The organism is Desulfurispirillum alkaliphilum (assembly GCF_055378285.1).
Genome location: NZ_AP042405.1, coordinates 2,059,636 through 2,082,446 on the forward strand (window position 1 = coordinate 2,059,636; position 22,811 = coordinate 2,082,446).

19 protein-coding genes are annotated in these 22,811 nt (G+C 57.7%); 10 read left to right on the forward strand and 9 right to left on the reverse strand.

Going from position 1 to position 22,811, the window contains the following annotated elements; all coding sequences use genetic code 11:
* Positions 1-10: 10 nt before the first annotated feature.
* From ACZ46I_RS09285 to mutS, 7 genes are all read right to left on the reverse strand, one after another.
* The gene (locus tag ACZ46I_RS09285; RefSeq protein ID WP_464280612.1) at positions 11-838 is read right to left on the reverse strand and encodes a CheR family methyltransferase; all 828 of its coding nucleotides are present in this window, start codon (positions 836-838) and stop codon (positions 11-13) included.
* A gap of 1 nt (position 839) precedes the next feature.
* Positions 840-3,224, reverse strand: coding sequence for a chemotaxis protein CheA (locus tag ACZ46I_RS09290; protein ID WP_464280613.1), 2,385 nt, complete (start codon positions 3,222-3,224; stop codon positions 840-842).
* Entirely contained in the window at positions 3,221-3,484 is a 264-nt protein-coding gene (locus ACZ46I_RS09295) for a hypothetical protein (RefSeq protein WP_013505860.1), read from the reverse strand. The genes ACZ46I_RS09290 and ACZ46I_RS09295 overlap by 4 nt, the downstream gene beginning before the upstream one ends.
* A gap of 161 nt (positions 3,485-3,645) precedes the next feature.
* Entirely contained in the window at positions 3,646-5,352 is a 1,707-nt protein-coding gene (locus ACZ46I_RS09300) for a HAMP domain-containing methyl-accepting chemotaxis protein (protein WP_464280614.1), read from the reverse strand.
* Positions 5,353-5,365: 13 nt separating this feature from the next.
* On the reverse strand, positions 5,366-5,857 hold the full coding sequence (locus ACZ46I_RS09305) for a chemotaxis protein CheW (protein WP_013506208.1): 492 nt from the start codon (positions 5,855-5,857) through the stop codon (positions 5,366-5,368).
* 1 nt (position 5,858) lies between these two features.
* Complete coding sequence (locus tag ACZ46I_RS09310; RefSeq protein WP_013506207.1) at positions 5,859-6,245, reverse strand: response regulator; 387 nt, start codon at positions 6,243-6,245, stop codon at positions 5,859-5,861.
* Between the two features lie 242 nt (positions 6,246-6,487).
* Complete coding sequence (gene mutS, locus ACZ46I_RS09315) at positions 6,488-9,004, reverse strand: DNA mismatch repair protein MutS (protein WP_464280615.1); 2,517 nt, start codon at positions 9,002-9,004, stop codon at positions 6,488-6,490.
* A gap of 158 nt (positions 9,005-9,162) precedes the next feature.
* Between mutS and gyrA the strand changes: the two genes are divergently transcribed.
* Genes gyrA through ACZ46I_RS09330 form a run of 3 tightly spaced genes read left to right on the forward strand, consistent with a single transcriptional unit; the run spans position 9,163 to position 14,021 of the window.
* Entirely contained in the window at positions 9,163-11,628 is a 2,466-nt protein-coding gene (gyrA, locus tag ACZ46I_RS09320; protein WP_013506205.1) for a DNA gyrase subunit A, read from the forward strand.
* Positions 11,625-13,001 carry a tRNA uridine-5-carboxymethylaminomethyl(34) synthesis GTPase MnmE gene (gene mnmE, locus ACZ46I_RS09325; RefSeq protein WP_013506204.1) on the forward strand — a complete coding sequence of 459 codons (1,377 nt, stop codon included), beginning with the start codon at positions 11,625-11,627 and terminating at the stop codon, positions 12,999-13,001. Before gyrA ends, mnmE begins: the two co-directional genes overlap by 4 nt.
* Before the next feature lie 30 nt (positions 13,002-13,031).
* Positions 13,032-14,021, forward strand: a complete 990-nt coding sequence (locus ACZ46I_RS09330; protein ID WP_226507661.1) for an arsenic resistance protein — start codon at positions 13,032-13,034, stop codon at positions 14,019-14,021.
* A gap of 14 nt (positions 14,022-14,035) precedes the next feature.
* On the opposite strand, the gene ACZ46I_RS09335 is transcribed toward ACZ46I_RS09330, so the two are convergent.
* The gene (locus ACZ46I_RS09335) at positions 14,036-14,278 is read right to left on the reverse strand and encodes a hypothetical protein (protein WP_013506202.1); all 243 of its coding nucleotides are present in this window, start codon (positions 14,276-14,278) and stop codon (positions 14,036-14,038) included.
* A gap of 71 nt (positions 14,279-14,349) precedes the next feature.
* On the opposite strand from ACZ46I_RS09335, the gene ACZ46I_RS09340 reads away from it, so the two are divergent.
* From ACZ46I_RS09340 to ACZ46I_RS09370, 7 genes are all read left to right on the forward strand, one after another.
* Complete coding sequence (locus ACZ46I_RS09340; protein WP_226507660.1) at positions 14,350-15,759, forward strand: MATE family efflux transporter; 1,410 nt, start codon at positions 14,350-14,352, stop codon at positions 15,757-15,759.
* 119 nt (positions 15,760-15,878) lie between these two features.
* Positions 15,879-17,075 carry a hybrid sensor histidine kinase/response regulator gene (locus ACZ46I_RS09345; protein WP_464280616.1) on the forward strand — a complete coding sequence of 399 codons (1,197 nt, stop codon included), beginning with the start codon at positions 15,879-15,881 and terminating at the stop codon, positions 17,073-17,075.
* Positions 17,076-17,087: 12 nt separating this feature from the next.
* Positions 17,088-18,737: a long-chain-fatty-acid--CoA ligase gene (locus ACZ46I_RS09350; RefSeq protein WP_013506199.1), complete on the forward strand. Its 1,650-nt coding sequence runs from the start codon at positions 17,088-17,090 to the stop codon at positions 18,735-18,737.
* 74 nt (positions 18,738-18,811) lie between these two features.
* The gene (locus ACZ46I_RS09355) at positions 18,812-20,002 is read left to right on the forward strand and encodes an HD-GYP domain-containing protein (RefSeq protein ID WP_464280617.1); all 1,191 of its coding nucleotides are present in this window, start codon (positions 18,812-18,814) and stop codon (positions 20,000-20,002) included.
* Positions 19,999-20,355, forward strand: coding sequence for a hypothetical protein (locus ACZ46I_RS09360; RefSeq protein WP_464280618.1), 357 nt, complete (start codon positions 19,999-20,001; stop codon positions 20,353-20,355). The genes ACZ46I_RS09355 and ACZ46I_RS09360 overlap by 4 nt, the downstream gene beginning before the upstream one ends.
* The gene (locus ACZ46I_RS09365; RefSeq protein ID WP_464280619.1) at positions 20,352-21,926 is read left to right on the forward strand and encodes a S8 family serine peptidase; all 1,575 of its coding nucleotides are present in this window, start codon (positions 20,352-20,354) and stop codon (positions 21,924-21,926) included. Before ACZ46I_RS09360 ends, ACZ46I_RS09365 begins: the two co-directional genes overlap by 4 nt.
* Positions 21,923-22,450: an outer membrane beta-barrel protein gene (locus ACZ46I_RS09370; protein ID WP_226507656.1), complete on the forward strand. Its 528-nt coding sequence runs from the start codon at positions 21,923-21,925 to the stop codon at positions 22,448-22,450. Before ACZ46I_RS09365 ends, ACZ46I_RS09370 begins: the two co-directional genes overlap by 4 nt.
* A gap of 3 nt (positions 22,451-22,453) precedes the next feature.
* Here the strand turns inward: ACZ46I_RS09370 and ACZ46I_RS09375 are convergent, their stop codons facing one another.
* Positions 22,454-22,768 carry an NGG1p interacting factor NIF3 gene (locus tag ACZ46I_RS09375; protein ID WP_464280620.1) on the reverse strand — a complete coding sequence of 105 codons (315 nt, stop codon included), beginning with the start codon at positions 22,766-22,768 and terminating at the stop codon, positions 22,454-22,456.
* Positions 22,769-22,811 lie beyond the last annotated feature (43 nt).

The window sequence follows — 22,811 nt, forward strand, 5'->3', positions numbered from 1 at the left end:
GCCCTTCTCCTTATCCTATGCGTTCATAAATTGATGGTTGAATCATGCGAAAAAGCTTGTTGTTGCGGGTCAGAGATTCCGAGTGCCCGATAAACAGCAGACCACCCGGCGGCAAAACACGAGCAAACTCCGCGATAAGCTTATCACGGGTGGGCGTATCAAAGTAAATCATGACATTGCGGCAGAAAATCATATCAAAGGGATTAGTGAAGAGGGAGAAGTTCCCGTACACCAGATTGAAAAGGCGAAACAGCACCATCTCGCGCACAAAGGCCTTGATCTGATAAGACTCGCTTTTGCGATCCCGATCAAAGTACTTACTCACATAGTTTTTGGGAAGAGGTTCAACGTTCTTCGCCACATACCGCCCGCTGGTGGCGCGACGCAGGATATCAGCGGAGATATCTGTCGCCAGTATCTTGCACTGACGGACACTGACCGCTGGCAGATTTTCCAGCAGGAACATGGCGATGGAGTAAGGTTCCTCACCACTGGAGCACCCTGCCGACCAGATACGGAAAGCCGAGTTCGATCGCTTGGCGAAGATATCCTCAACATGGATCTTCAGGTACTCCCACTGTCCCCGTTCCCGAAAAAATGAGGTCACATTGGTCGAAATAGCATCAATCAGATGTATCAGTTCATCACCCGTATCATCAGAGACCAGATGATCGTAATACTGCTTATAGGAGTTCATGCCCAGTGTGCGCAGACGCTTGGAAAGCCTCCCCTGCACCAGAGCCATCTTCTGGTCAGAAAGGGAAATTCCGGCATTGGTATAGACAAACTTGCGCAGCAAGTCAAATTCCCGCTTCGTGAGAGCCTTCTCATCAACCATTTCAGTAGAGTCCTTCCACATTGAGGATAAGGGAAACCATTCCATTGCCCATCACTGCCGCACCGGAGACCTGGGGCACCCGGATGCTCCCTTCACCGATGGGCTTGATCACCACCTGCTGACGGCTGATCAGTTCGTCAACCAGCAGCGCGAAGTGGCCGTTGTCGTTCTCTACGTGCACCAGCGTGGCCTCTGCGGCTTTCAGGCGTTTTGCAGCCCTGATATTCAGCACTTCATCAAGGCGAACGATGGGCAGGATCTCTTCGCGCAGCTTCACAAACTCGCCCTTGCCCTGGTAGGTGAACACGCTGTCATTGCTGGGCTGGAAGGACTCCAGAATCGACAGCGTCGGGATGATAAAGGTCTCGTGCGCGCAGCGCACCAGCATGCCATCGATAATCGCCAGCGTCAGCGGAAGCTGCAGGCTGAAGGTCGTGCCCTGCTGGGCCATGGACTGGATTTCCACTTTCCCGCGCAGCTGTTCTACGGAGCTGCGCACCACATCAAGGCCAACACCACGGCCAGAGAGGTCGCTGATGGCTTCGGCGGTGGAGAAGCCTGCCTGCATGATCAGGCTGTACACCTGGGTGTCGCTGAGTTCCTCTTCGGCGCTCACCAGGCCCTGCCTGATGGCTTTGTGCAGTACTTTCTCACGGTTGATCCCACGGCCGTCGTCACTGATTTCGATCACGATGGAGCCGCCTTTGTGGAAGGCCCGCAGGAAGATATTCCCCTGGATCGGCTTGCCATGGAGGGTGCGTTCGGCGGGGTCGGATTCGATGCCGTGGTCGATGGCATTGCGGATCAGGTGGATCAGCGGGTCGCCAAGGGCGTCAACCATGTTCTTGTCGATTTCCGTGTCTTCGCCGCTGATGTGCAGCACGATGTCCTTGTCGATTTTGCGCGAGGCGTCGCGCACCACCCGGCGCATCTTCTCGAAGGTATCCCGGATGGGGACCATGCGCAGGGACATGACCCGGTTCTGGATCAGGCGCGTGATCTTCGACAGCACGTCCAGGGTCTTCTTCACGTGTTCGTCGGCGATGTCCTGAATGGTGGGGTTCTGGGTCAGGAAGCTCTGGGCGATCACCAGTTCGCCGACGGAGTCAAAGAGTTCGTCCAGTTTCTTCGTGTCGATGCGCACGAAGGAGCGTTTCTCGTCGCGACCGCGATTGGCGGGGGCGCTGCGCTCTGCGGCACGGTCCGCTTCGACCTCGGACTCTGCGGCAAGAGCAGTGGGTGCTGCGGCAATGGCGTCTGCACTCTCCGGGGCGGTGGGTGGCTCTGTGGGGAGCTCTGTGGATGCCTCTGCCGGGGCGGTGGGTGGTGCGCTGGCGGCAGTGTCCGGTGCTGGCGGTTCACGGTGCCCCTCATCAGGGCTTGTAGCTGCAGCGGTAACAGGAGCTGCCGGTGAAGGTGCCGGAGTCGGCGCGGGTGCGCTGTCGCTCTGGGCTATGGATGCCGGCTCGCTCGTTTCGTCGTCTACGACGCGAACGCGGTATTCAAAGTCGTCAAGGAATTCGAAGATCTCTTCGATTTCCCCCTGGGGATGGTCGCTGGCCATATAGATGTCCACGATGCCGATGTCGCAGCGCAGCGGGTCGATGTCGCTCAGGTGGCTCACCCGGCTGAGGTCCCAGCGGACACTCAGGATGCTGCCCTGTTCGCGCAGCAGGCGCAGGAAGATGGCGTGGTCGTAGCCGCGGATGTAGATGTCGCTGTCAAGGGTCAGCTGGATGTGATACAGGTGCTCGCCGGGGCCTTTGCGGCTCTGCAGTTCACCAAGGTCAATGTGGTCTGCGCCCTCACGGCTGCCGGGTTCTGACGGCGCGCGCCCTCCAACGGCGCTGGCACTGTCGGTGCTGTCGTCATGCTCTTCGGGCACGCTGGCAAACTCTTCGGCAAGGTCACGCAGCACTTCGCGGTAGGCGGTCTGACTGGGTCGTTGGTCGCTGGTGTCTTCTGCGGCGGCACTCCCGGTTTCCTCGGTGGGGCTGACGCGCACCAGCAGCTGGCGGATGTGCTCAAGGCTCTGTTCATAGCGGGCAGGATGGGTCAGTTCTGAGCGTTCCTGCACTTCGTCGTCAAAGACGTCCTTGATCACGTCCACCGCGTCAAGGAAGGTGTCGATCACGGCGGTGTTCACGGTGCCCTGGCCCGCGCGGTAGTAGTCAAGCGCGTCTTCAAAGCTGTGCACAAAGGTGCCAAGACGGGTGAAACCGATGGAGTTGGCGCTGCCCTTCAGGGTGTGCACGCCACGGAAGAGTTCGTTCAGGGTGTCGCTGTTGCCCGGGTCGCTCTCAAGGTCCATCACATCGCTGTCGAGCTTTTCGATGATTTCGCTGGCTTCCTCTATGAAAATCTGGCGCAGGCGCTCGCGGCTCATGGCACGCTCCAGTACTGACGACCAAGCTCGGGATGCTCAAGGGGCATGTCAAAGAGGTCGATCACGATGTCACGATGGCTGCGGCGGATCGCCCCGAGCAGCTGCAGAAGGCTGGAGCTGCCAAGGCTTTCACGGGGGTCCTGGATGCCGATGTGCTCGATGTACTCGATGCGGCTCAGCAGAAACTGCCGAAGCTGCTCCACGTCCTCGGCGTCCATGCCAAGGCTGATATTCAGGGTTTCGCCGTCTATTTCAAACATCGCTGTCCTTTCTGGAGAAGAGAAGCAAACCACGAAATACGCCAAACTGTTTGCGCCTGTATGCTCAGTTTTTTCTTCCCTTGGCGTCCTTCGCGTCTTTGCGAGAGAAATGGCTTTTTTTCTGGCTTTTCTTTATGCCCGAGCGATCTTTAGCGGCCTGCTTAGAATTCCTTCAGGTCGTCTTCATCCAGGGGAAAGATATCGTCGTTCTCGTTGCGCGCTTTCTTGCTGCCCCTGCCACTGCCGCTGCTGCCACGGGGATCATGGAAGGCCGGGGCAAGCTGCTTGGAGCCTGAGGGCTTCGCCGGGCTGCCCGGGGCGCTGACGCGCACACGATTACCGGCGGGCGGAAGCGGAGCACTCACACGGCTGCCGCTTTCGCTCTCCATGCGAAAACCTACGAAGTTCGCCACGGTGGAGACGCTGTTGAGCATGGCCACGGCCTGAGCGTTCAGTTCTTCAGCCGCGGCAGCGGCTTCTTCAGAGTTGGCGGCGTTCTGCTGGGTCACTTTATCTATCTGGCTCATGGCTGTCGAGATCTGGTTCATGCCTTCGGACTGCTCTTTCACCGAAACGGTGATCTCGCCGATCAGGTCCGAGGTCTTCTTGATCTGCTGACGGATTTCATCAAAGGCGCTGTTGGTCTCTTCGGCCACGCTGTTGCCCTGACGAATCTGACTGATGGTGCGCTGGATGATGTCGGCGGTCTCACGCGCTGCGTTGGCACTGCGCTGCGCAAGGCTCTTCACTTCCTCCGCCACCACTGCAAAACCAAGTCCGTGCTCGCCGGCGCGCGCCGCTTCAACGGCCGCGTTCAGCGCGAGAAGGTTCGTCTGGAAGGCGATTTCGTCGATGGTCTTGATGATCTGCGATATGCGCTCCGAGGACGCGGTCACTTCCTCCATGGAGCTCATCAGCTGCTGGACCTTCTCATAGCCCTCATTGGCGGCCTGCGTCGCCTGACCGGCAAGAATGTCTGCCTGACGCGTGTTCTCCGCATTCTGATTGTTAATCGATGTCGCTTCCTCAACGGTCGCCGTCACTTCCTCTACACTGTTGGCCTGCTCAGAGGCGCCTTCTGCAAGTGAACTCGACGACGACGCAATCTGGTCAGAGGCGCTTACCACCTGTGAGTTTGCTTCTGATATATTGCGGATCGCGGCGGTGAGAAGTCTGGATGAAGAGCGTATGATAAAGAAGGCGATGACCAGGGAAATAAGCAGGGTCCAGAGTATCGCCGCCACAATGGTTTTCTCGAGGAAAATGCCGAACTCAACGGCTCCATCCACCTGCTGACGCGTCACCGCCATGTTGTTGTCCACCATCTGCTGCATGGTACTGCCCATGGCGTCGGAGATGGGAACCATGCGCTCGACGGTTTCGCGATAGCGGGCAAAGAGCTCACGCTGGGTGGCGGAGTCGCGATTGGCGGCCAGCTGATCGATAATGCGATCAAGATCGACATAGATGGCACGCCAGGCGTCATACTGTGTCTGCAGCTGCTCCCATGCCCGGCGACCGGCTTCTGACTGGCGGGGTGTCTGTTCCAGGGTCTGCCAGTGTCGCTCTATGATCTGCCAGGAGTGCTGCCGCTGTTCGGCTATGGAGCGAAAGCGCTGCTGTGCTGCCATATTATACTCATACTGCAGCACATCAAGGGTCTGGGCGCGGATAGCCATACGCTCGCCATTCAGGGTGGACAGGGCGATCAGGGTCGGTATTCGCACCTCACTGGTATTGGCGATGCGATCCTTCAGGATATCAAGACCCCAGTACCCCATGCCCCCTATCCAGACAGTGCCGCACAGGAGTATTGCGGTCAGGGCGATGATGCGGGTGCGAAACTTCAGCTGGCGGAACCATTGCATAGTGTCACTCTTCCTATGAGGTTTTGGCGAGATTTTCCAGATCCCTGAGTTCATCGAGGTTGAAGGCCTTGTCCACATCAAGAATCATGATGACCCGATCATCGTAACGGGCAATTTTGTGGATAAAGTCTGTATTCACGGTGGTGCCGAAAGCAGGCGCATCGGAAAGCTGCTCATCGCCAATGGTGGCGACCTCTTCCACGTGATCAACAATAAAGCCGATATCCGCTTCGCCAACCTGAAGAATGATAATCGCGGTATCCATCTCCGGCTCTTTCTCGGGCATCTGAAATTTCAGGCGCAGGTCGATAACGGGAATGATATTCCCCCGCAGATTCATAACGCCCTTGATGTAACGGGGTGTCTTGGGGATCGGTGTGGTTTTCATCATGGCGATGATCTCGCGTACACTCATGATATCCACGGCAAAAACTTCATCTTCCAGGTGAAAGATAAGGTAGCGACTTCGGTGGGAAAGATTGGCATTGTTTTTCTTTTGATTCATTTCACAACCCCAGTACGAGTTTTATGGATTTTACAAGTTTCTCGTCACTGAACGGCTTTACCATCCAGCCGGTTACCCCGATGGCTTTGCCTTTTTCCTTCATCTCGGCGGAACTCTCCGTTGTAAGAATAAGGATAGGCTTACTCTTGAAGCGTGGATCCTGTTTGAGTCTGGCCGATACCTCCAACCCGCTGACCTGGGGCATGTTGATATCGGATATCAGCAGGTCGTAGTCCACCGAACCGGCGAAGACTTCATCCAGAAACTGCTGCGGATTGCTGTAGGTGAGAAAATGTATCTGCCCTGCCTGGATGATATCCTCCAGGGCCAGTTCCGCTGATGCCAGTATGGTGCGGGAGTCATCCACAAGTATAACTGTTTTGGCCATTATCACTCCTCTGCGTTGAAACCCGGCATGGGCAGTGTGACTTCCCTGGCCCAGCCGTGCACTCTCGTGCGGTGGGTTCTTCTTTCCTGCGCGATACGATACTGGAAATATTTCACAGAGTGTACAATAAAAGCGCAGAAGGTCACAGGAAAAACTGGTGAGATCGTTTTTGTGCCTTCCTGAGCCCTGAGTGCTCTGCTTGAACAAAGTCAAAGCACCCGCGACATCTGCGCCCGAACAGCTTACTCTCCCCCGGAAGTGTCGCTGCCGCCCGCTTCCGACTTGAGCTCGTAGAGAATCTGCAGCGCCTGTCGCGGTGTGCACTCATCCAGATTCAAGCCTCGAATTTTCTCCACGAGCGGATCTTCCACGGCACCGAAGAGAAAGGGAGGATCCTGGGAATGCACCACGGAACTGCGACCCTCGGGGGAGTACTCCCGCGCTTCCAGGTTCTGCAGAATCTCATGGGCGCGCTCGATGACTGACAGGGGAATCTGGGCCAGGCGCGCCACCTCTATGCCATAGGATTTGGGGGCTGCCCCGGGTGCCACCTTGCGCAGAAAGTGCAGGGTACCGTGGTTCTCGCGGATAAGAATATGAAAATTCACCACCCCGCGCAATTCGCGCTCCAGGTCCGTCAACTCGTGGAAGTGCGTGGCGAAAAGGGTTCGCGCGCCAATGGGCCCCTGGGAACTCAGGTGTTCCGCCACGCTCCAGGCGATGGAAATACCATCAAAAGTACTGGTTCCCCGCCCGACTTCATCAATGACGATCAGCGAGTTGCGGGTGGCATGGTGGAGGATGTTGGCCGTTTCGCTCATCTCCACCATGAAGGTGGACTTGCCTTCGGCCAGGTTGTCGCTGGCCCCGACACGGGTGAAGATGCGGTCGCACAGGCCTATCAGGGCTTCCGTGGCCGGCACAAAGCAGCCCATCTGGGCCATGATCACGGCCAGGGCGGCCTGACGCATATAGGTTGACTTCCCCGCCATATTGGGGCCGGTGATAATCATCAGCTGCTGGTCATCGGTATTCAGTACGAGGTCATTTGCCACAAAGGGTTCGACAGAGAGCTTTTCAATGACCGGATGGCGCAGACCCTGGACATGCAGCACCGGGTCCGGGCTGATGCGGGGCTTGCGGTAGTCATAGGCGACTGCCACTTCCGCGAAGGTGCTCAGCACATCAATGCAGGCGATGGATCGGGCAGCGCTGATAATCGGATCAAACCACTGGAGCACCTGCTGGCAGATATCGGCATAGATGCTTTCCTCGTAGGGAATCAGCTGTTCTTCTGCCTCCAGAATACTGGTTTCCAGCTCTTTAATGGCCTCGGTCACATAGCGTTCGGCGTTGACCAGGGTCTGCTTGCGTATGTATTCGGCAGGCACCCGGTTCTGGTGGGTTTTCGGAACCTCAATGTAATAACCGAATACTCTGTTATAGCGGATCTTCAGGCTGCTGATTCCCGTAGCCTGCTTCTCTCTGGCCTCCATGTGCAGAATCCTGTCACGGGCGTTGCCCCGCACATCCCGCAGCTGGTCGAGGTGCGCGTCATAACCGGACCGGATCACCTGCCCGTTTTTGACGGTCACTGGCGGTTCATCGCACATGGCTCGATCCAGCAGATCAAGCAGGGAGGTAAAGTCCTCCATATTGCCAAACTGACTCTGCAGCAAAGGAGAGTCCGCGCAGTGGGGAGCCTGCAGGCGCAACTCCTGAGTAAAGCGCAGAGACTGACGCAGAGCCACCAGATCGCGTGGTTTATGCTGATCAAGGGATATGCGGTTGATGAGCCGCTCAAGGTCGTGAATGCGGCCCAGGGTATCGCGAATACTGCCGGTGAGGGTGTACTGTCCGGCCAGGAGTTCAACCGCGTCCAGGCGCTGCTCGATGGCATGCTGCTGATAGAGCGGATGGCGCATCCAGTCCCGCAGCAGGCGTCCCCCCATGGCAGTGCGGGTGCGATCCAGCACCCACAGCAGGGTGTGTTCACGACCACCCCCCATATTGCGCAGCAGTTCGAGATTCACACAGGTATTTTCATCCATGAGCAGGAGTTCACGGGCGCTGAGATCTTCAATACTGCGCGGACGCACCGTGCGCAGCTGCGTCCCTTCCAGATAAGCGCTGGCCATGGTCAGTGCCATGGCATGGCCGTGCTCAAAGCGGGCAAAGTCTGCGGCGCTCTGCTGGGGCGCCTGCACCAGCTGGCCCTGCTCCAGCAGGCCATCGCGACATACCAGATACTCGGAGACGGGGTAACGGCGCAGGTCATCGGCCAGCTGCTCGCGGTTTGAACGCAGCAGTTTCACACTGGCCGTGGAGAGATCCCACAGGGCGATACAGATGTCATCGTCGTCGCCATGGAGTGCCGCCAGAAAATTATGCTGTGACGGGTCGACCCCGTCATGGTGAATGATCGTCGAGGGAGTCACAATGCGGGTAACACCGCGTTTGACAATACCTTTGGCCTGGCGCGGATCTTCCAGCTGATCACAGATAACCGCCTTATGCCCGGCTTTGACCAGCTTGTACAGGTACCCTTCCAGAGCGTGGTGTGGCACACCCGCCATGGGCGTCTTCTTCTCTCCCTTGTCCCGGGAGGTGAGGGTGATCTTCAGTATTTCCGATGCCAGGACGGCATCCTCGCCGAAAAGTTCATAGAAATCCCCCATGCGGAAAAAGAGCATGGCATCGGGGTACTGATCTTTGATTTCCATGAACTGACGCATCATGGGGGTCAGGGTATCGGACACGTGTGCACTCCTTCTTTACGCTTGCCTGTGCAGAATAATACGGCTCTTGCCGGGAAGCAACCGACACTTGAAGCCGGCGACGAAACTTTGCCATCGGCGGCAAAAAGTGGTATAGAGTATTGTTCTGCACAAAAAAGTTTGCTGGGAGGAAGACCCCCGTGAGTGAAGAAACACTGTTCCCTGAGGATATTCAGGTCGTCGATATCAAGCGGGAGATGGAAAGCGCCTATATCGACTACGCCATGAGCGTTATCGTCGGTCGGGCACTCCCCGATGTGCGTGACGGCCTTAAACCCGTTCACCGCCGGGTGCTTTTCGCCATGCACGAGCTGGGGGTTGCCTACAATAAGCCCTACAAGAAATCGGCCCGCATCGTGGGTGACGTGATCGGTAAATACCACCCCCACGGCGACAGCGCGGTCTATGACACCATCGTGCGCATGGTTCAGGACTTCAGCCTGCGCTACCCGCTCATTGACGGACAGGGAAACTTTGGCTCCGTGGACGGCGACAGTGCAGCGGCCATGCGTTATACGGAAGTCCGCCTCAAGCGCATCAGCGACGAGCTGCTGACAGACCTGGAAAAAAACACCGTTGAATTCCAAAGCAACTACGACGATACCATCCAGGAGCCCAAACTCCTGCCCGCCCGCATCCCCAACCTGCTCATCAATGGCTCCAGCGGGATTGCCGTGGGCATGGCCACCAACATCCCTCCCCACAACCTGGGCGAAGTGGTGGATGGCCTGCTCCTGCTGCTGGACAAACCGGAAGCGGATATTGCTGAGATCATGCAGCTCATCAAGGGGCCGGATTTTCCCACCGCGGGCTTCATTACCGGCAAACAGGGCATCATTGACGCCTACCGCACGGGTCGTGGCCGCATTCGCATGCGCGCCCGCGCCCAGATCGAAACCAGCAAGTCCGGCCGCGAAACCATCATCGTCACGGAAATTCCCTACCAGGTCAACAAATCCCGCCTGCTGGAGAAGATCGTCGAACTGGTCAAGGAAAAACGTATAGAAGGCATAGCCGACCTGCGCGATGAGTCCGACCGCGAGGGCATGCGCATTGTGGTTGAGATCAAAAGGGGCGAGCACGCCGAAAGCATCCTCAACCGCCTCTACAAGTTCACACCCATGGAAGGGACCTTCGGCGTCATCAACCTGGCGCTGGTGAACAACTCTCCCCGTGTCCTCAACCTCAAGGAGATCCTCGAATACTTCATCGAGCACCGCCGCGAGATCGTTATCGCCCGCATCAAGTTCGAACTGGCCAATGCCATCAAAAAAGCCCATATCCTCGAAGGTCTCAAGGTGGCCATCGAAAACCTGGATGAAGTCATTGAGCGCATTCGCGCCAGCGCCACCGGCAAGGAGGCCAAAGAGGACCTCATCGCGCGCTTCCAGTTCTCCGACGAGCAGGCCCAGGCCATCCTGGATATGCGTCTGCAGCGCCTGACTGGCCTGGAAATTGAAAAGATCATCCGCGATTACGAGGAAGTGCTCGCCCTCATCGATGACCTGCAGGATATCCTCGCCAACGACAGCCGTGTCATTGACATTATCCGCACCGAACTCCATGAGATCCGCGAAAAATACGCCGACCCCCGTCGCACCATCATCATCGACGACCACGAGGAGATCGACCTGGAAGACCTCATCGCCGATGAGCCCACGGTCATCACCCTCACCAATGACGGCTACGTCAAGCGCACGCCCGCTGACACCTACAAAAGCCAGCACCGTGGCGGCAAGGGCAAAGTGGGCCTCGATATCAAGGAAGGTGATTTCGTCACCGATATCTTTGTCTGCAGCACCCACGAATACCTGATGATCTTCACCGATCGCGGCCGCGTCTACTGGATCAAGGCCTACAATATCCCCGAGCAGGGACGTAACAGTCGCGGAAAGGCCATCGTCAATTTTGTCGATCTCGAGAAGGATGAAAAGATCAGCACGGTGTTCCCGGTGCGCGAATTCTCTGAAGACAAATTCCTGCTCTTCATCACCAAAAACGGCATCGCCAAGAAGACGCCCCTCTCGGAGTACGCCAATATCCGCAAGAAAGGGGTCAACGCCATCAACCTCGATGACGACGATGAGCTGATCCAGGTCATGCACACCAATGGCAGCAACAGCGTCATGGTCACCACCCGCTTTGGCGCCAGCATCCACTTCGAGGAGCAGGAAGTGCGCGCTGTGGGACGGGTCAGCCGTGGCGTCAAGGGCATCACCCTCGTCAATAACGACTATGTGGTGAGCGCCGAGACCATCTCCAAGGACATCGACCCTTCCTATATCCTCACGGTCACCGACCTGGGTTACGGCAAACGGACCATCACCGATGAGTACCGCCTGCAGAGCCGTGGCGGCAAAGGCAATCTGACCATCAAGACCACCACCAAAAACGGCCTGGTCGTACGGGGCCTGCAGGTGGTCGACGGCGATGAGATCCTGCTGCTCTCCAAGGAAGGCAAGATCATCCGCCTTGACTCCAAACACATTCGCATTACCGGACGCAACACCCAGGGCGTCAAGCTGGTCGACCTCTCCAGGGACGATCGCATTATCAGCGTCGCCGTTGCCAAAACTGACGATGAAGAAGAGGCCCAGCAAGCGTGATCTGTCAGGAAACCATAACGGCCGTGGCTACGGCACCCGGTGAGGGTGCCGTAGGCATTGTCCGGGTCAGCGGCCCTGCTGCCCCGACCCTCTTTCAGCAATTCTTTCGTTCCAGAAACCTGCAGCCAGTTCAACAGCCCAAACCACGCCACCTGTACTTCGGTCTGTTTCTCGATGAGGGTGGACACCCCCTAGACCAGGTGCTGGCAGTGCATATGCCCGGCCCCCACTCCTTTACCGGAGAGGATGTGGTGGAGTTCCACTGCCATGGAGGCAGCACCATTATCAGCCGCATCCTGGAGCTGTGCAGCACCCGCTGTCGCCTGGCCCAGCCCGGTGAATTTTCCCGGCGCGCCTTTCTCAACGGAAAACTCGACCTCACCCAGGCTGAAGCCATCATCGATGTCATCCGCTCCAAAACCCCCGAAGCCGCCCGCATCGCCAGCGATGTCATGCAGGGGAGACTGCGCGACACCCTCCAGGAACTTCGTGGGGAGCTGATTGCCATTCAGGGCAACCTGGAAGCCACCATGGAGTTCAGCGATGAGGACATCGCCCCCGCCAGCACAACGGCGCTGGCGCAGCGTTTGACCGGCGTCCGGCAGCAGCTGGAAACCCTGCTCGCCCACTCCCGTACGGGCATGCTCATGCGTGATGGCGCCGCCGTCGCCATCGTCGGCAAGCCCAATGTCGGCAAGTCGAGCCTGCTCAACGCCCTGAGCCGCAGTGAACGCTCCATCGTCACCGCCATCCCCGGCACCACACGCGATATTGTCGAACAGTATATCAGTGTCCACGGCCTGCCCATTCGTCTGCTGGACACCGCGGGCATTCGCCAGTCCCAGGATGCCGTGGAGCAGATCGGCATCGAACGCACCCGCAGCGCCATTCAGCAGGCGGATATTATCCTGTGGCTGCTGGACACCTCCAGGCCCGCCGATGAGGAAGACCATGAAATCGCCCGTCTCGTCCAGGGCAAACCCTGCCTGGTGCTCCTCAACAAGTCGGATCTGCCCCGCGCCATGGATGAAAGCATCCTCCACGCCATGGACCACGACACCATTCTCACCACCAGTCTGCAGACGGGAGACGGACTGGAAAAGCTCATGGATACGCTCTTCCGGAAGCTCAGCGGCGCGCATCACGAAAGCCACAGCAACCCGCTGCTCAGTCGCGCCCGGCAACGCGAAAGCATGGCAAATGCTCTTGAATCCCTGGGCCATGCCCAGGACACTTTGATCCGGGGGCTCGGGTACGAGCTGGTCAGCATGGATATCCAGCACGCCTTCAGCTATCTGGGGGAAATTCTTGGGGAAGTGGTCACCGACGATATCCTTGACACCATCTTCAGTGAGTTCTGTATCGGCAAGTAGGCGGCTCTGATACCGCAAAGGATACCTGGCATGTCACGATTGATACTGGAGAAGTTCCAGATTCTGTTTTACCTGTCCGCCATCGCCCTGGGCCTCGGCATCGGCTCGCTGGCGCACACGACACCCCAGGTGCTTGACGCCCTTCTGTGGCCACTACTTGGCCTTCTGCTCTACAGCACTTTCACCCAGGTCCCCCTTGAGGGCCTCTGGAAGCAGGGGCTGGCTGACCGACGCTTTCTCTGGGCCGCTGTAACCGGAAACTTTCTCCTTCTGCCCCTGCTGGTGCTGCTCATGACGTCCCTGCTGCCGGACTCCCCGGGACTGCGCCTGGGCGTCCTGCTGGTGCTGCTGGTGCCCTGCACCGACTGGTTTATCACCTTTACTCAGCTTGGCGGAGGCGACACCAGACGCGCCATTGCCTTTGCGCCGGTGAGCCTGCTGCTGCAGATGCTCTGCCTGCCCGCCTACCTCTGGTTCTTTTCCGGGGAGAGCGCCATGCTCGCCAGTACCGGCCACAATATGCTGCTCGCCTTCGGCGGGCTGATCCTCCTGCCCCTGGCGCTGGCATACCTGACACGCAAAAACGCCCACCAGAGCCGCAAGCGCCAGACACTCCTGGAAGGGCTCGGATGGCTGCCGGTACCCCTGCTCAGCATTGTGGTCTGTCTGATCGCCATCACCCAGGTGCATGTGGTTCTGGAGGCCGGAGCGCTACTGCTGCCAGCGGCCCTGGCCTTCATCGCCTTCCTGGTGGTGGCTGCACTGGCGGCGCGCCTGATGGCGCACTGCTTTCGCCTGCCCGTGCAGCAGGGCCGAGTGCTGGCTTTCAGCTACGGCACCCGCAATTCCTTTGTGGTGCTGCCCCTGGCACTGGCCTTACCCCAGGGCTATGAACTGGCGGTCAGTATTGTCGTCCTGCAGTCGCTCATTGAGCTCTTCGGGATGGTTCTCTACCTCTGGTGGGTTCCCACCAGACTCTTTCCCCCAGGACCACAGAAAGCCCACCCCGGGGGAGAGTAACACTGCGGCGTGCCTCAGCAGCAGGTTCCGCTTGAGCAGCAGCCATCTTCTTTTTTGCCCAGCATGGACATCATGGCCATCAGCTGGGACATATCCATGCCCGCCATCTGCTCCTGGCAGGCGGCAAAAATCTCCAGGGCGACCAGTGGGCTGGTACGCATCATTTCAAGGGCCTGAGGCATAATGGCCTTCAGGCATTCCACCTGCTGCTGCGGATCAAGTTCACTATAGGCTTGCTGTAACTGAGAAGGGGTCATGTTTTCCTCCATGGAATGGTCATTGCGCATTGACTGTCAGAGCCCGAGGGCTCATAATCCGTCGGCCCTGCATGGTAGTGTTCCGCGGGGATGATGTCAACGACGGGAGCCCTGTCACCGCCATGGTCTTTTTCCACCGCTACTGTACTGAACTCAGACATCTGACACGCCTGAGCCTTCCCCTCATTCTGGCCCAGGTGGCCCATATGGCCATGGGCTTTGTGGATACCGTCATGGCGGGGCGAGTCAGCCCGGCCGACCTGGCGGCGGTAGCCATTGGCAGCAGCATCTGGTTCCCCGTCTTTCTCTTTGCCGGAGGGGTACTGATGGCCGTCACCCCTATTGTCGCCCAGCACTTCGGGGCAGGAAACGTTTCCGCTATTCCCTCAGCCCTGCGTCAGGGCTTGTGGATAGCTCTGCTGCTTGGCATCGGAGGCTTCTTCCTGCTGCGCCATGTGGAGTGGATTCTCGACCTGCTGGAACTTGAAGAGGATGTCCAGCGCCTGGCGGTAGGCTATCTGAATGCCATTGCCTGGGGTCTGCCGGCGCTGGCACTCTACCAGGCACTGCGTTCCTTCAGCGAGGGAGTCTCCATAACACGTCCCATCATGGTCATCGGATTCATCGGCCTGGCCTTCAATGTCCCGGCAAACTATATTTTGATTTACGGCAAACTGGGTTTCCCCGCCATGGGTGGCGTCGGGTGTGGCTGGGCCAGTGCCCTGGTCATGTGGGTCATGCTTGCCACCATGACCTGGTTCGTCTGGCGAAGCCGCGGGTACCGTTTTCTGCCATCACTTCTGCTCTGGGAGTACCCCAACCTCCGTTCACTGTGGAGAATCATCCTGCTGGGCTTTCCCATCGGCATGTCCATTTTCATTGAAACCAGCATGTTCGCCGTCATTGCGCTGCTGGTGGCCTCCCTGGGCGCCGAAGTGGTGGCGGGACATCAGATCGCCCTGAACTTCACTTCTTTGCTCTTTATGGTGCCCCTGAGTATTTCCATGGCCATCACCATACGGGTCGGCCAGGCACTTGGGGCACGGCAGGGACAGGCTGCCCGCTTCAGCGCCTTTGCCGGCGTGCTGACGACCCTGGTCACGGCGCTGCTCTTCTCCACGATGATCATGCTCTTTTCACCCCAGATAGCGGCCCTCTACTCGCCCGATCCCCGGGTACAGAGCATAGCCGTCAGCCTGCTGTTTTTCGCGGCCCTCTTTCAGATATCAGACGCCGTCCAGGTCAGCGCGGCCGGCGGCCTCAGGGGCTACAAGGATACCCGCGTCCCCATGGTGATCACCTTTATCGCCTTCTGGGTCATCGGACTCCCCCTTGGCGTTCTGCTGGGCATATCGTCATGGGCCGGAATTCACATGGGCGCCCAGGGCTTCTGGACAGGCCTGGTGGCGGGCTTGAGTTGTGCCGCCCTGCTGCAGGGGTGGCGCCTGTGGTCCGTAGGCCGCCGCAACCTCTCCCTCTGACAGCCACCAACCCTGCTTCTCTGCCACCCAGGATTTTTTTCAACGCCATTTGATGCACTATGTTATAAAGATGTTATCTTTTTCGCAATCTCACCCAACTCTGTACTTTGAGGTTACCCATGGGAACTGATGAGCGCATACGCGACATGCACATCCTGCTGGTAGATGATTCCACCTACAATCTGGCCCTCTTCGAAACCATGCTGATGGACGACGGCTACACCCGCATTTCCACGGCGCTCAATGCGACCAGCGCCTATGAGCTTCTGGCAAGGCACGATGACATCGCCCTGGTGGTTCTGGACATCATCATGCCCGATATCGATGGACTGGAAGCCTGCCGTTATATCAAATCCCAGGCGCCACTCCAGGACATCCCCATACTGATAGCCACCGCCAAGACGGATCTTGAGACCCTGCAGTCGGCCTTTGACCTGGGCGCCAGTGACTATGTGCGCAAACCCCTGGTCAACAGCATTGAATTGCTGGCCCGCGTGCGTAACCTGCTCAACACCCAGCTGGAGCTCCAGCTGCGCCGACAGGGGGAGGAGCAGCTGCGAAAGCTGAATCAGGAGCTGGAAGAGCGGGTTCAGGCCGAGGTGGAAAAGAATCGTCAGAAGGATCAGGTCATGCTTCACCAGGCCCGGCTGGCAGAAATGGGCGAGATGATCGGTTACATTGCCCACCAGTGGCGGCAGCCCCTGAATGTGGTGGGACTGCTGTGCCAGGAGCACTACGATCACTACTGCAATGGTGAACTCTCCCGGGATATTATGGAAAGTGGAACCACAAAGATACTCGATCAGCTGGAATTCATGTCTCAGACCATCGACGACTTCCGCGACTTCTTCCGTCCCGACAAGTCCAAATCCCGCTTTTCCATTCGGCACGCCATTGAAACCACCCTGTCACTGGTAGGTGCCGCCATGGAAAAAAACAATATCCGGGTGCAGGTACAGTGCGACGCCACCCCCGAGGTGGAAGGCTATCCAAAAGAGTACGCCCAGGTGCTCCTCAATATCATCAACAATGCCCGCGATGCCATCATTGACAATAAGGTCGCCGACCCACGGATTCACATCCGCGTCTACACTGACCATGGCAAAGCGGTCGTGTCCATCCACGACAATGGCGGCGGCATTCCGGACGAGATCATCGAAAAGATGTACTACCCCTACTTTTCCACCAAGCAGGAAGGGCATGGCACCGGCCTTGGCCTCTACATGTCCAAGATGATTATTGAACGCAATATGGGTGGAAAAATCTGGGCCCGCAATCGCGATGGCGGTGCCGAGTTTTTCGTGGAAATGCCATAATCAGGAGCAACAATGCATATTTTTCACTATGTTGAGCGGGCTGCCCAGACAAGTCCGAGCAAAACTTTCCTCAAATTTGAAAAGGAGCGCATATCCTTTCGCCAGTTCCACAGGGAAACAGAGCGCCTGGCCAGCCTGCTGCGCCAGCACGGCGTCCAACCCGGCGACCGCGTCGCGCTTCTCATGGAGAATCACCCCCACTTTGTCATCAGCCTTTTCGCCATAGTCCGCCTCCAGGCCATCTTCATCCCCATAAACACTTTCCTCAAGCACGAGGAGGTGGAGCATATCCTCGACGACGCCACGCCCAGGCTGCTGATTTGCGGGGGCCGCTTTTCCCGCATCGGAGCCCATGCTTCCAACAAAGGCATTCCCGTACTCTATGGTGGCAAGGAGAGCGAATCGCGCACCCCCCATATCCTTGGCACACCAACAACCGCTGAACTGCCAGCCCTGGATGTGCAGGAGGCGTCCCAGGATGTGGCTTTCCTGCTCTACACCTCCGGCACGACAGGACAGCCCAAAGGGGTCATGCTGACCCATGCCAACCTCAGCGCCAACCTGGCCTCCATCGACCGCGCATTTTCGCCGGTTGTCAATTCCAGGCGTCGGTTCCTGCTCTTCCTGCCCCTGTTCCACACCTTCCCCCTGACGGCGAACCTCCTGCTGCCGCTCTACTTCGGCTGTACCATCCGCATGTTTGCCAGCCTGCGCCCCTTTTCGCCGATTTTCCGCAGCCTGCTGACAGAGCGCATGGACGTCTTCATTGCCGTACCTGCCATCTATTCCGTGCTCGCGCGCACGAAAATCCCCTGGTACGTGCGCATGCTGCTGGGCAAGAAGCTGTATATATCAGGAGGCAGCCCACTGCACGAAGATACCTGGACCACCCTGCAGGCAAAGCTGCCGGGGATGGTACTGGAAGGGTACGGCCTGAGCGAGTGCTCGCCCGTGGTCGCCTTCACACCGCCGGGCAAGCCCAAGGTCCGCTCCGTCGGACCAGCCCTGCCCGATGTGGAAGTCAAGGTAGTGGACGAGGACCTTTGCGAGCTGCCACGGAATGTGGATGGCGAGCTGATCGTGCGGGGACCGAACGTCATGAAGGGATACTACAACCGACCGGAGGAGACCGCCTCCACCATCATCAACGGCTGGCTGCGCACCGGCGATATTGCCAGAATCGATGAAGATGGCTATATCTACATTGTCGACCGCCTCAAGGATCTCATTATCACCAAGGGAATGAATATCTACCCCCGTGAAATCGAAGAAGTCCTCTACCAGCATGGAGCCGTGGAGCACGCTGCCGTGATCGGTATTCCCGATGAACACCTGGATGAAATTGCCGTGGCCTATGTGGTTCTCAACTCAGAGTATCCCGGCAAGATCGATGAGCTGATCCTCAAAAAATACCTGCGCCAGCATATGGCCAATTACAAGGTGCCAAAGCAGATTCACTTTATCGACGAAATCCCGCTGAATGCGGCTGGCAAGGTCATGAAACGTTTCCTCAAGGAAGAAGTGCTGGCCGCGCTGGACTATGTCAAAAATCACACCGGTGCTGAAAGCGTGAACGCCGCCGACCCGCAGTCCACTGTGCAGCCCCTGCCGGAAACTCCCGCTGAAGACAAAAAAACTGATGCCAATCGCAACGAAGAGTGATATGTGTTGTCTGGGAACCCGTCGATTATTTGTTTGCACACAGCTCCCATAAACAGGATATGCGGTAAATACCCATGAGACTTATGCACGACTATCACAACCAGTTTGACCGCGAGCCAGGCATGAAGCGTGAACTCTCACCCGATCAGATGCTGAAAGTCATCTTCGAGTATGTGGCGAAAATCTCCAATGAAAAGCAGGTTGACCGCATCCTGATGCTGATGGCAGATATGGGCCGCCAACTGGTGGTTGCCGACCGCTGCACCCTGTGGCTCCTGGACGAACAGAGCGGTGAACTCTGGACTAAAGTCGCCCACGGCATTCCGCCGATCCGTATTCCGGCCGGCACTGGCGTGGTTGGACACTCCATGAGCAGTGGTGAGGATATCATCATCAACGACGCCTACGCCGACGCCCGCTTCAACCAGGAAGTGGACAAGCAGACCGGCTACCGCACCCGCAATATCATCGCCCTGCCCATCCGTAATAACGATGGCGATATCATCGGCGCCTACCAGGCCATCAACAAACTCACCTCCCAGGGATATTTCACCGACAAGGACCGCGAGCACCTGGGCCTGGCGGCCTCCTACTCTGGCAAAGCCCTGGAGTCGGCCCTGCTCTACCAGGAAATCGAAGACACCCAGAAGGAGATCATCTTCACCATGGCCGAAGTGGGCGAAAGCCGCTCCAAGGAGACCGGCAACCACGTCAAGCGGGTGGCGGAATATTCCTATGTGCTCGCCCGTGGCCTGAATATGGATGAACGGGAACGCGAGATCCTGCGCATGGCCTCCCCCATGCACGATATCGGCAAGATCGGCATTCCCGACGCCATTCTGAAAAAACCCGGCAAACTTACCGATGAGGAATTCGACGTCATCAAGAGCCACTCCACCATGGGCTACGAAATGCTCAGGAAATCGCGCCGCTCCATCCTCAAGGCCGCCGCCACCGTGGCCCACGAACACCACGAGAAGTTCAATGGCCGTGGCTATCCCCGCGGTCTGGCCGGCGAGGAGATCCACCTCTTCGGGCGCATCACCGCCCTGGCCGACGTCTTCGACGCCCTTGGCAGCGACCGGGTATACAAGGCCGCCTGGCCACTGGAGCGCATCCTCAACCTCTTCAAGGAGGAGCGAAGCCAGCACTTTGACCCCAATGTGGTGGATGCCTTCTTCGAGAACCTCAAGGATATTCTTGAAATCCGGGACACCTTCCAGGACACCATGCCCGAATCTTCCAATGGCGGGGCAGACCAGTGAGTATCGTGCGCCTTTTCTGCGGCACGCTGCTGCTCCTTGGCCTGCTTGGCACGGGCCTCCTGGCCTCCACGGCGCAGCAGGTCACCCTGATCATCAAGTGGAGTGACAACCTGGACCCGCGTCAGGATGCCTCACTGGTGCAACAGCTTGAAGAGATAACCGAAACCCGCCTGCGCTATGTGCGTCCCACCTCCGGTGGCGCGCACCTGCTGCGCACCCAGGAAGCCCTGAACAGCCTGCAGCTGCGTCAATTGCTTTCGGAGCTGAACAGCCTCCCCCAGTTGGACTATGCCGAAGAGGATGCCCCGGTGCGCCTCAACCTCCCCAGCCCTGCCGGTGATCCTTCGCCATGAAATTTCCCATTCGCCTGAGTTGCCTGATCGCCATATTCTGCCAATGGGCAGCGGCCCAGGCTCCCATAGAACATATTATCATCAAGCCGACTCCAGGAGCACTGGCCACATCCCTGTCGGCCATCCATCAGGACGAATCCCTGAAAGCCGCTGCCCCCTCCCTGGAATTTGACAGCGCCCTTGCCGGCGGAGCCTACCGGCTGCGCCTGCCCTATGCCATGTCGCCAGCCGAAGCCGAAGCGTATGTGCTGAGCCTGCACAGCCACCTTGACCTGGAATATGCCGAGCCGGACTGGCGGGTGTATCCGGCGGTGATACCCAATGATTCTTACTACCAGCATGAGCAATGGAATCTGCATTCCCCAAACACTTCCAACTACGGTATCGACATGCCCGGAGCATGGGCGATCACCACGGGCAGTGCAGAAATTACGGTCGCAGTTATCGACACGGGAATTGTGTCACATGAGGACATTGAAGATAACAGAATACTGCCAGGATTAAACCTTCAAAACAAGCTACTTGCTCCTATTGACCCAGATGGTGGTGACGTACATGGCACCCATGTTACAGGGATAATTGCAGCGCAAAGTGACAATGGTATAGGTATTGCCGGTATAGACTGGAATGCTCAAATATTACCAGTCAGAGCTATTGGATTTAATTTTGGAAGTATAACAACACTCTCTGAGGGGATTCGATGGGCGGCAGGGGATGATTCAGTCTATAACTCAACAGTAAACTTAAATGTTGCCAATGTAATTAACCTAAGCGTTCAAACAGATGGTGATCGTGAGTGCTCAAGAACTCTTCAGGATGCTATCAATTTTGCTGTTGCGAATGACATAATTGTTGTTGCTGCTGCTGGAAATTTTAATTTAGATTCAACAGGTACTTCGCCAGCTAACTGTAAAAACGTAATTTCTGTCGGAGCAACCACATATGATGGCAACCGTGCTAGCTATAGCAATTATGGCAATATGGTGACTCTAAGTGCTCCAGGTGGCGCTATCGTAGGCAACTATAAAATCTTATCCACCATGTCAAATAATAATTATGGCTACCTTTCCGGCACGAGCATGGCCGCGCCCCATGTGGCCGGGGTCATCTCCCTGATGCTGGCGGCGAACCCCCTGCTCACTCAGGAGGATATTGAACTGATCCTCATCGGCAGTGCCACCCTGTATCCGGCAGATTCCGACTGCCACTCCAAAGGCTGTGGCGCCGGAATTCTCAACGCCCACCGCGCCCTGGAGTTTGCCAGCACCTATGACGAGCATCTGCGCAGCCTGCTGCAGAATTATGCCCGTCTGGTCAAAAACACAGACTACACCAATCTTCTCGTTCAATATGAACACCTGCAGGCGCAGTACGAGCAGCTGCAGCAGCAGATTCTGGAGCAGGAGCAGCTGCAGCAGTCCCAGCAGGAGCGTATTGAAAAACGGCTGCTGGGATCGTCAGGTTCATCGTCCAGTGGCGGCTGCGGCGCGGGGAGTTCTTCCGACGCCACCCTGCCGGCGGCCTTTTCCCTGGCCGGTATCTATCTCCTGCGACCTCGGAGGAATCCGTGAATCTTCCTCTCAGGCTGCTGCTCCCCATCCTGTGCCTTGTGTCCATGAGTGCCATGGCGCAAGCAGATACCGGCCAGATCGAAGTTTTCAGCGGCTACAATGCCTACGACAAGGGCATGGACAGCAGTTACCCCTTTGGGCTTCGCGTCGGCAGCGAGCTGCAGCCGGGGCTGCAGGCGGAAGTCGGATACATGCACATGGGAAAATCAGTGAACAGCAGCGCTGCCGGAAGGTATCGCTATGAAACGGCAACGTTCATGCTGGGAGCCAGAGGAGCCTGGCAATACGATGAGGAGGTGCCCATACGCGTCATTGGACGGGTGGGGCTGGGCATCTACGAAAACAGCCTGCGTGCCGACTGGTTCAGTGGCGAGCGCAGCAGCAGCGGCGAAGGCCTCTATGTGGGCGTGGGTGTGGAAGTACTGCTGAACGCCAGCAGCACGTTTTTTGTGGAGTGGCAACGGCACCAGGTCCACAGCATTCACCCCGTTCAGGTGCTCATGGGCTTTGGCAGAAGGTTCTGATCCTCAGGGAACTGACTCGAGGCGCACCACATCAATGGCGGGCTCCTCGTAGGGATGGGCCGCCCGCAGGGCGCCCAGAGCGTTTTCCAGGCTGCTCTGCACGCAGATCATCTCCACTTTGTACTCATCCACCAGTTCCAGCTGTCCGGGCACGCCACGGTAGGGGGTGCTGCCCGCCAGGGGACGGAACTGCCCCTGGCCTGGTGTCTGCCAGCAACAGGAGTCATAATTGCCCACCCTGCCGGCACCGGCGTCGAAGAGCGCCTGTTTGGTGGATTCCAGATAGCTGACGGGCACGTAGTATGAAAGCTTGTACATGTGCATACCTAAAAAAAATCGCCCCATGTGGGGCGATTTCAGT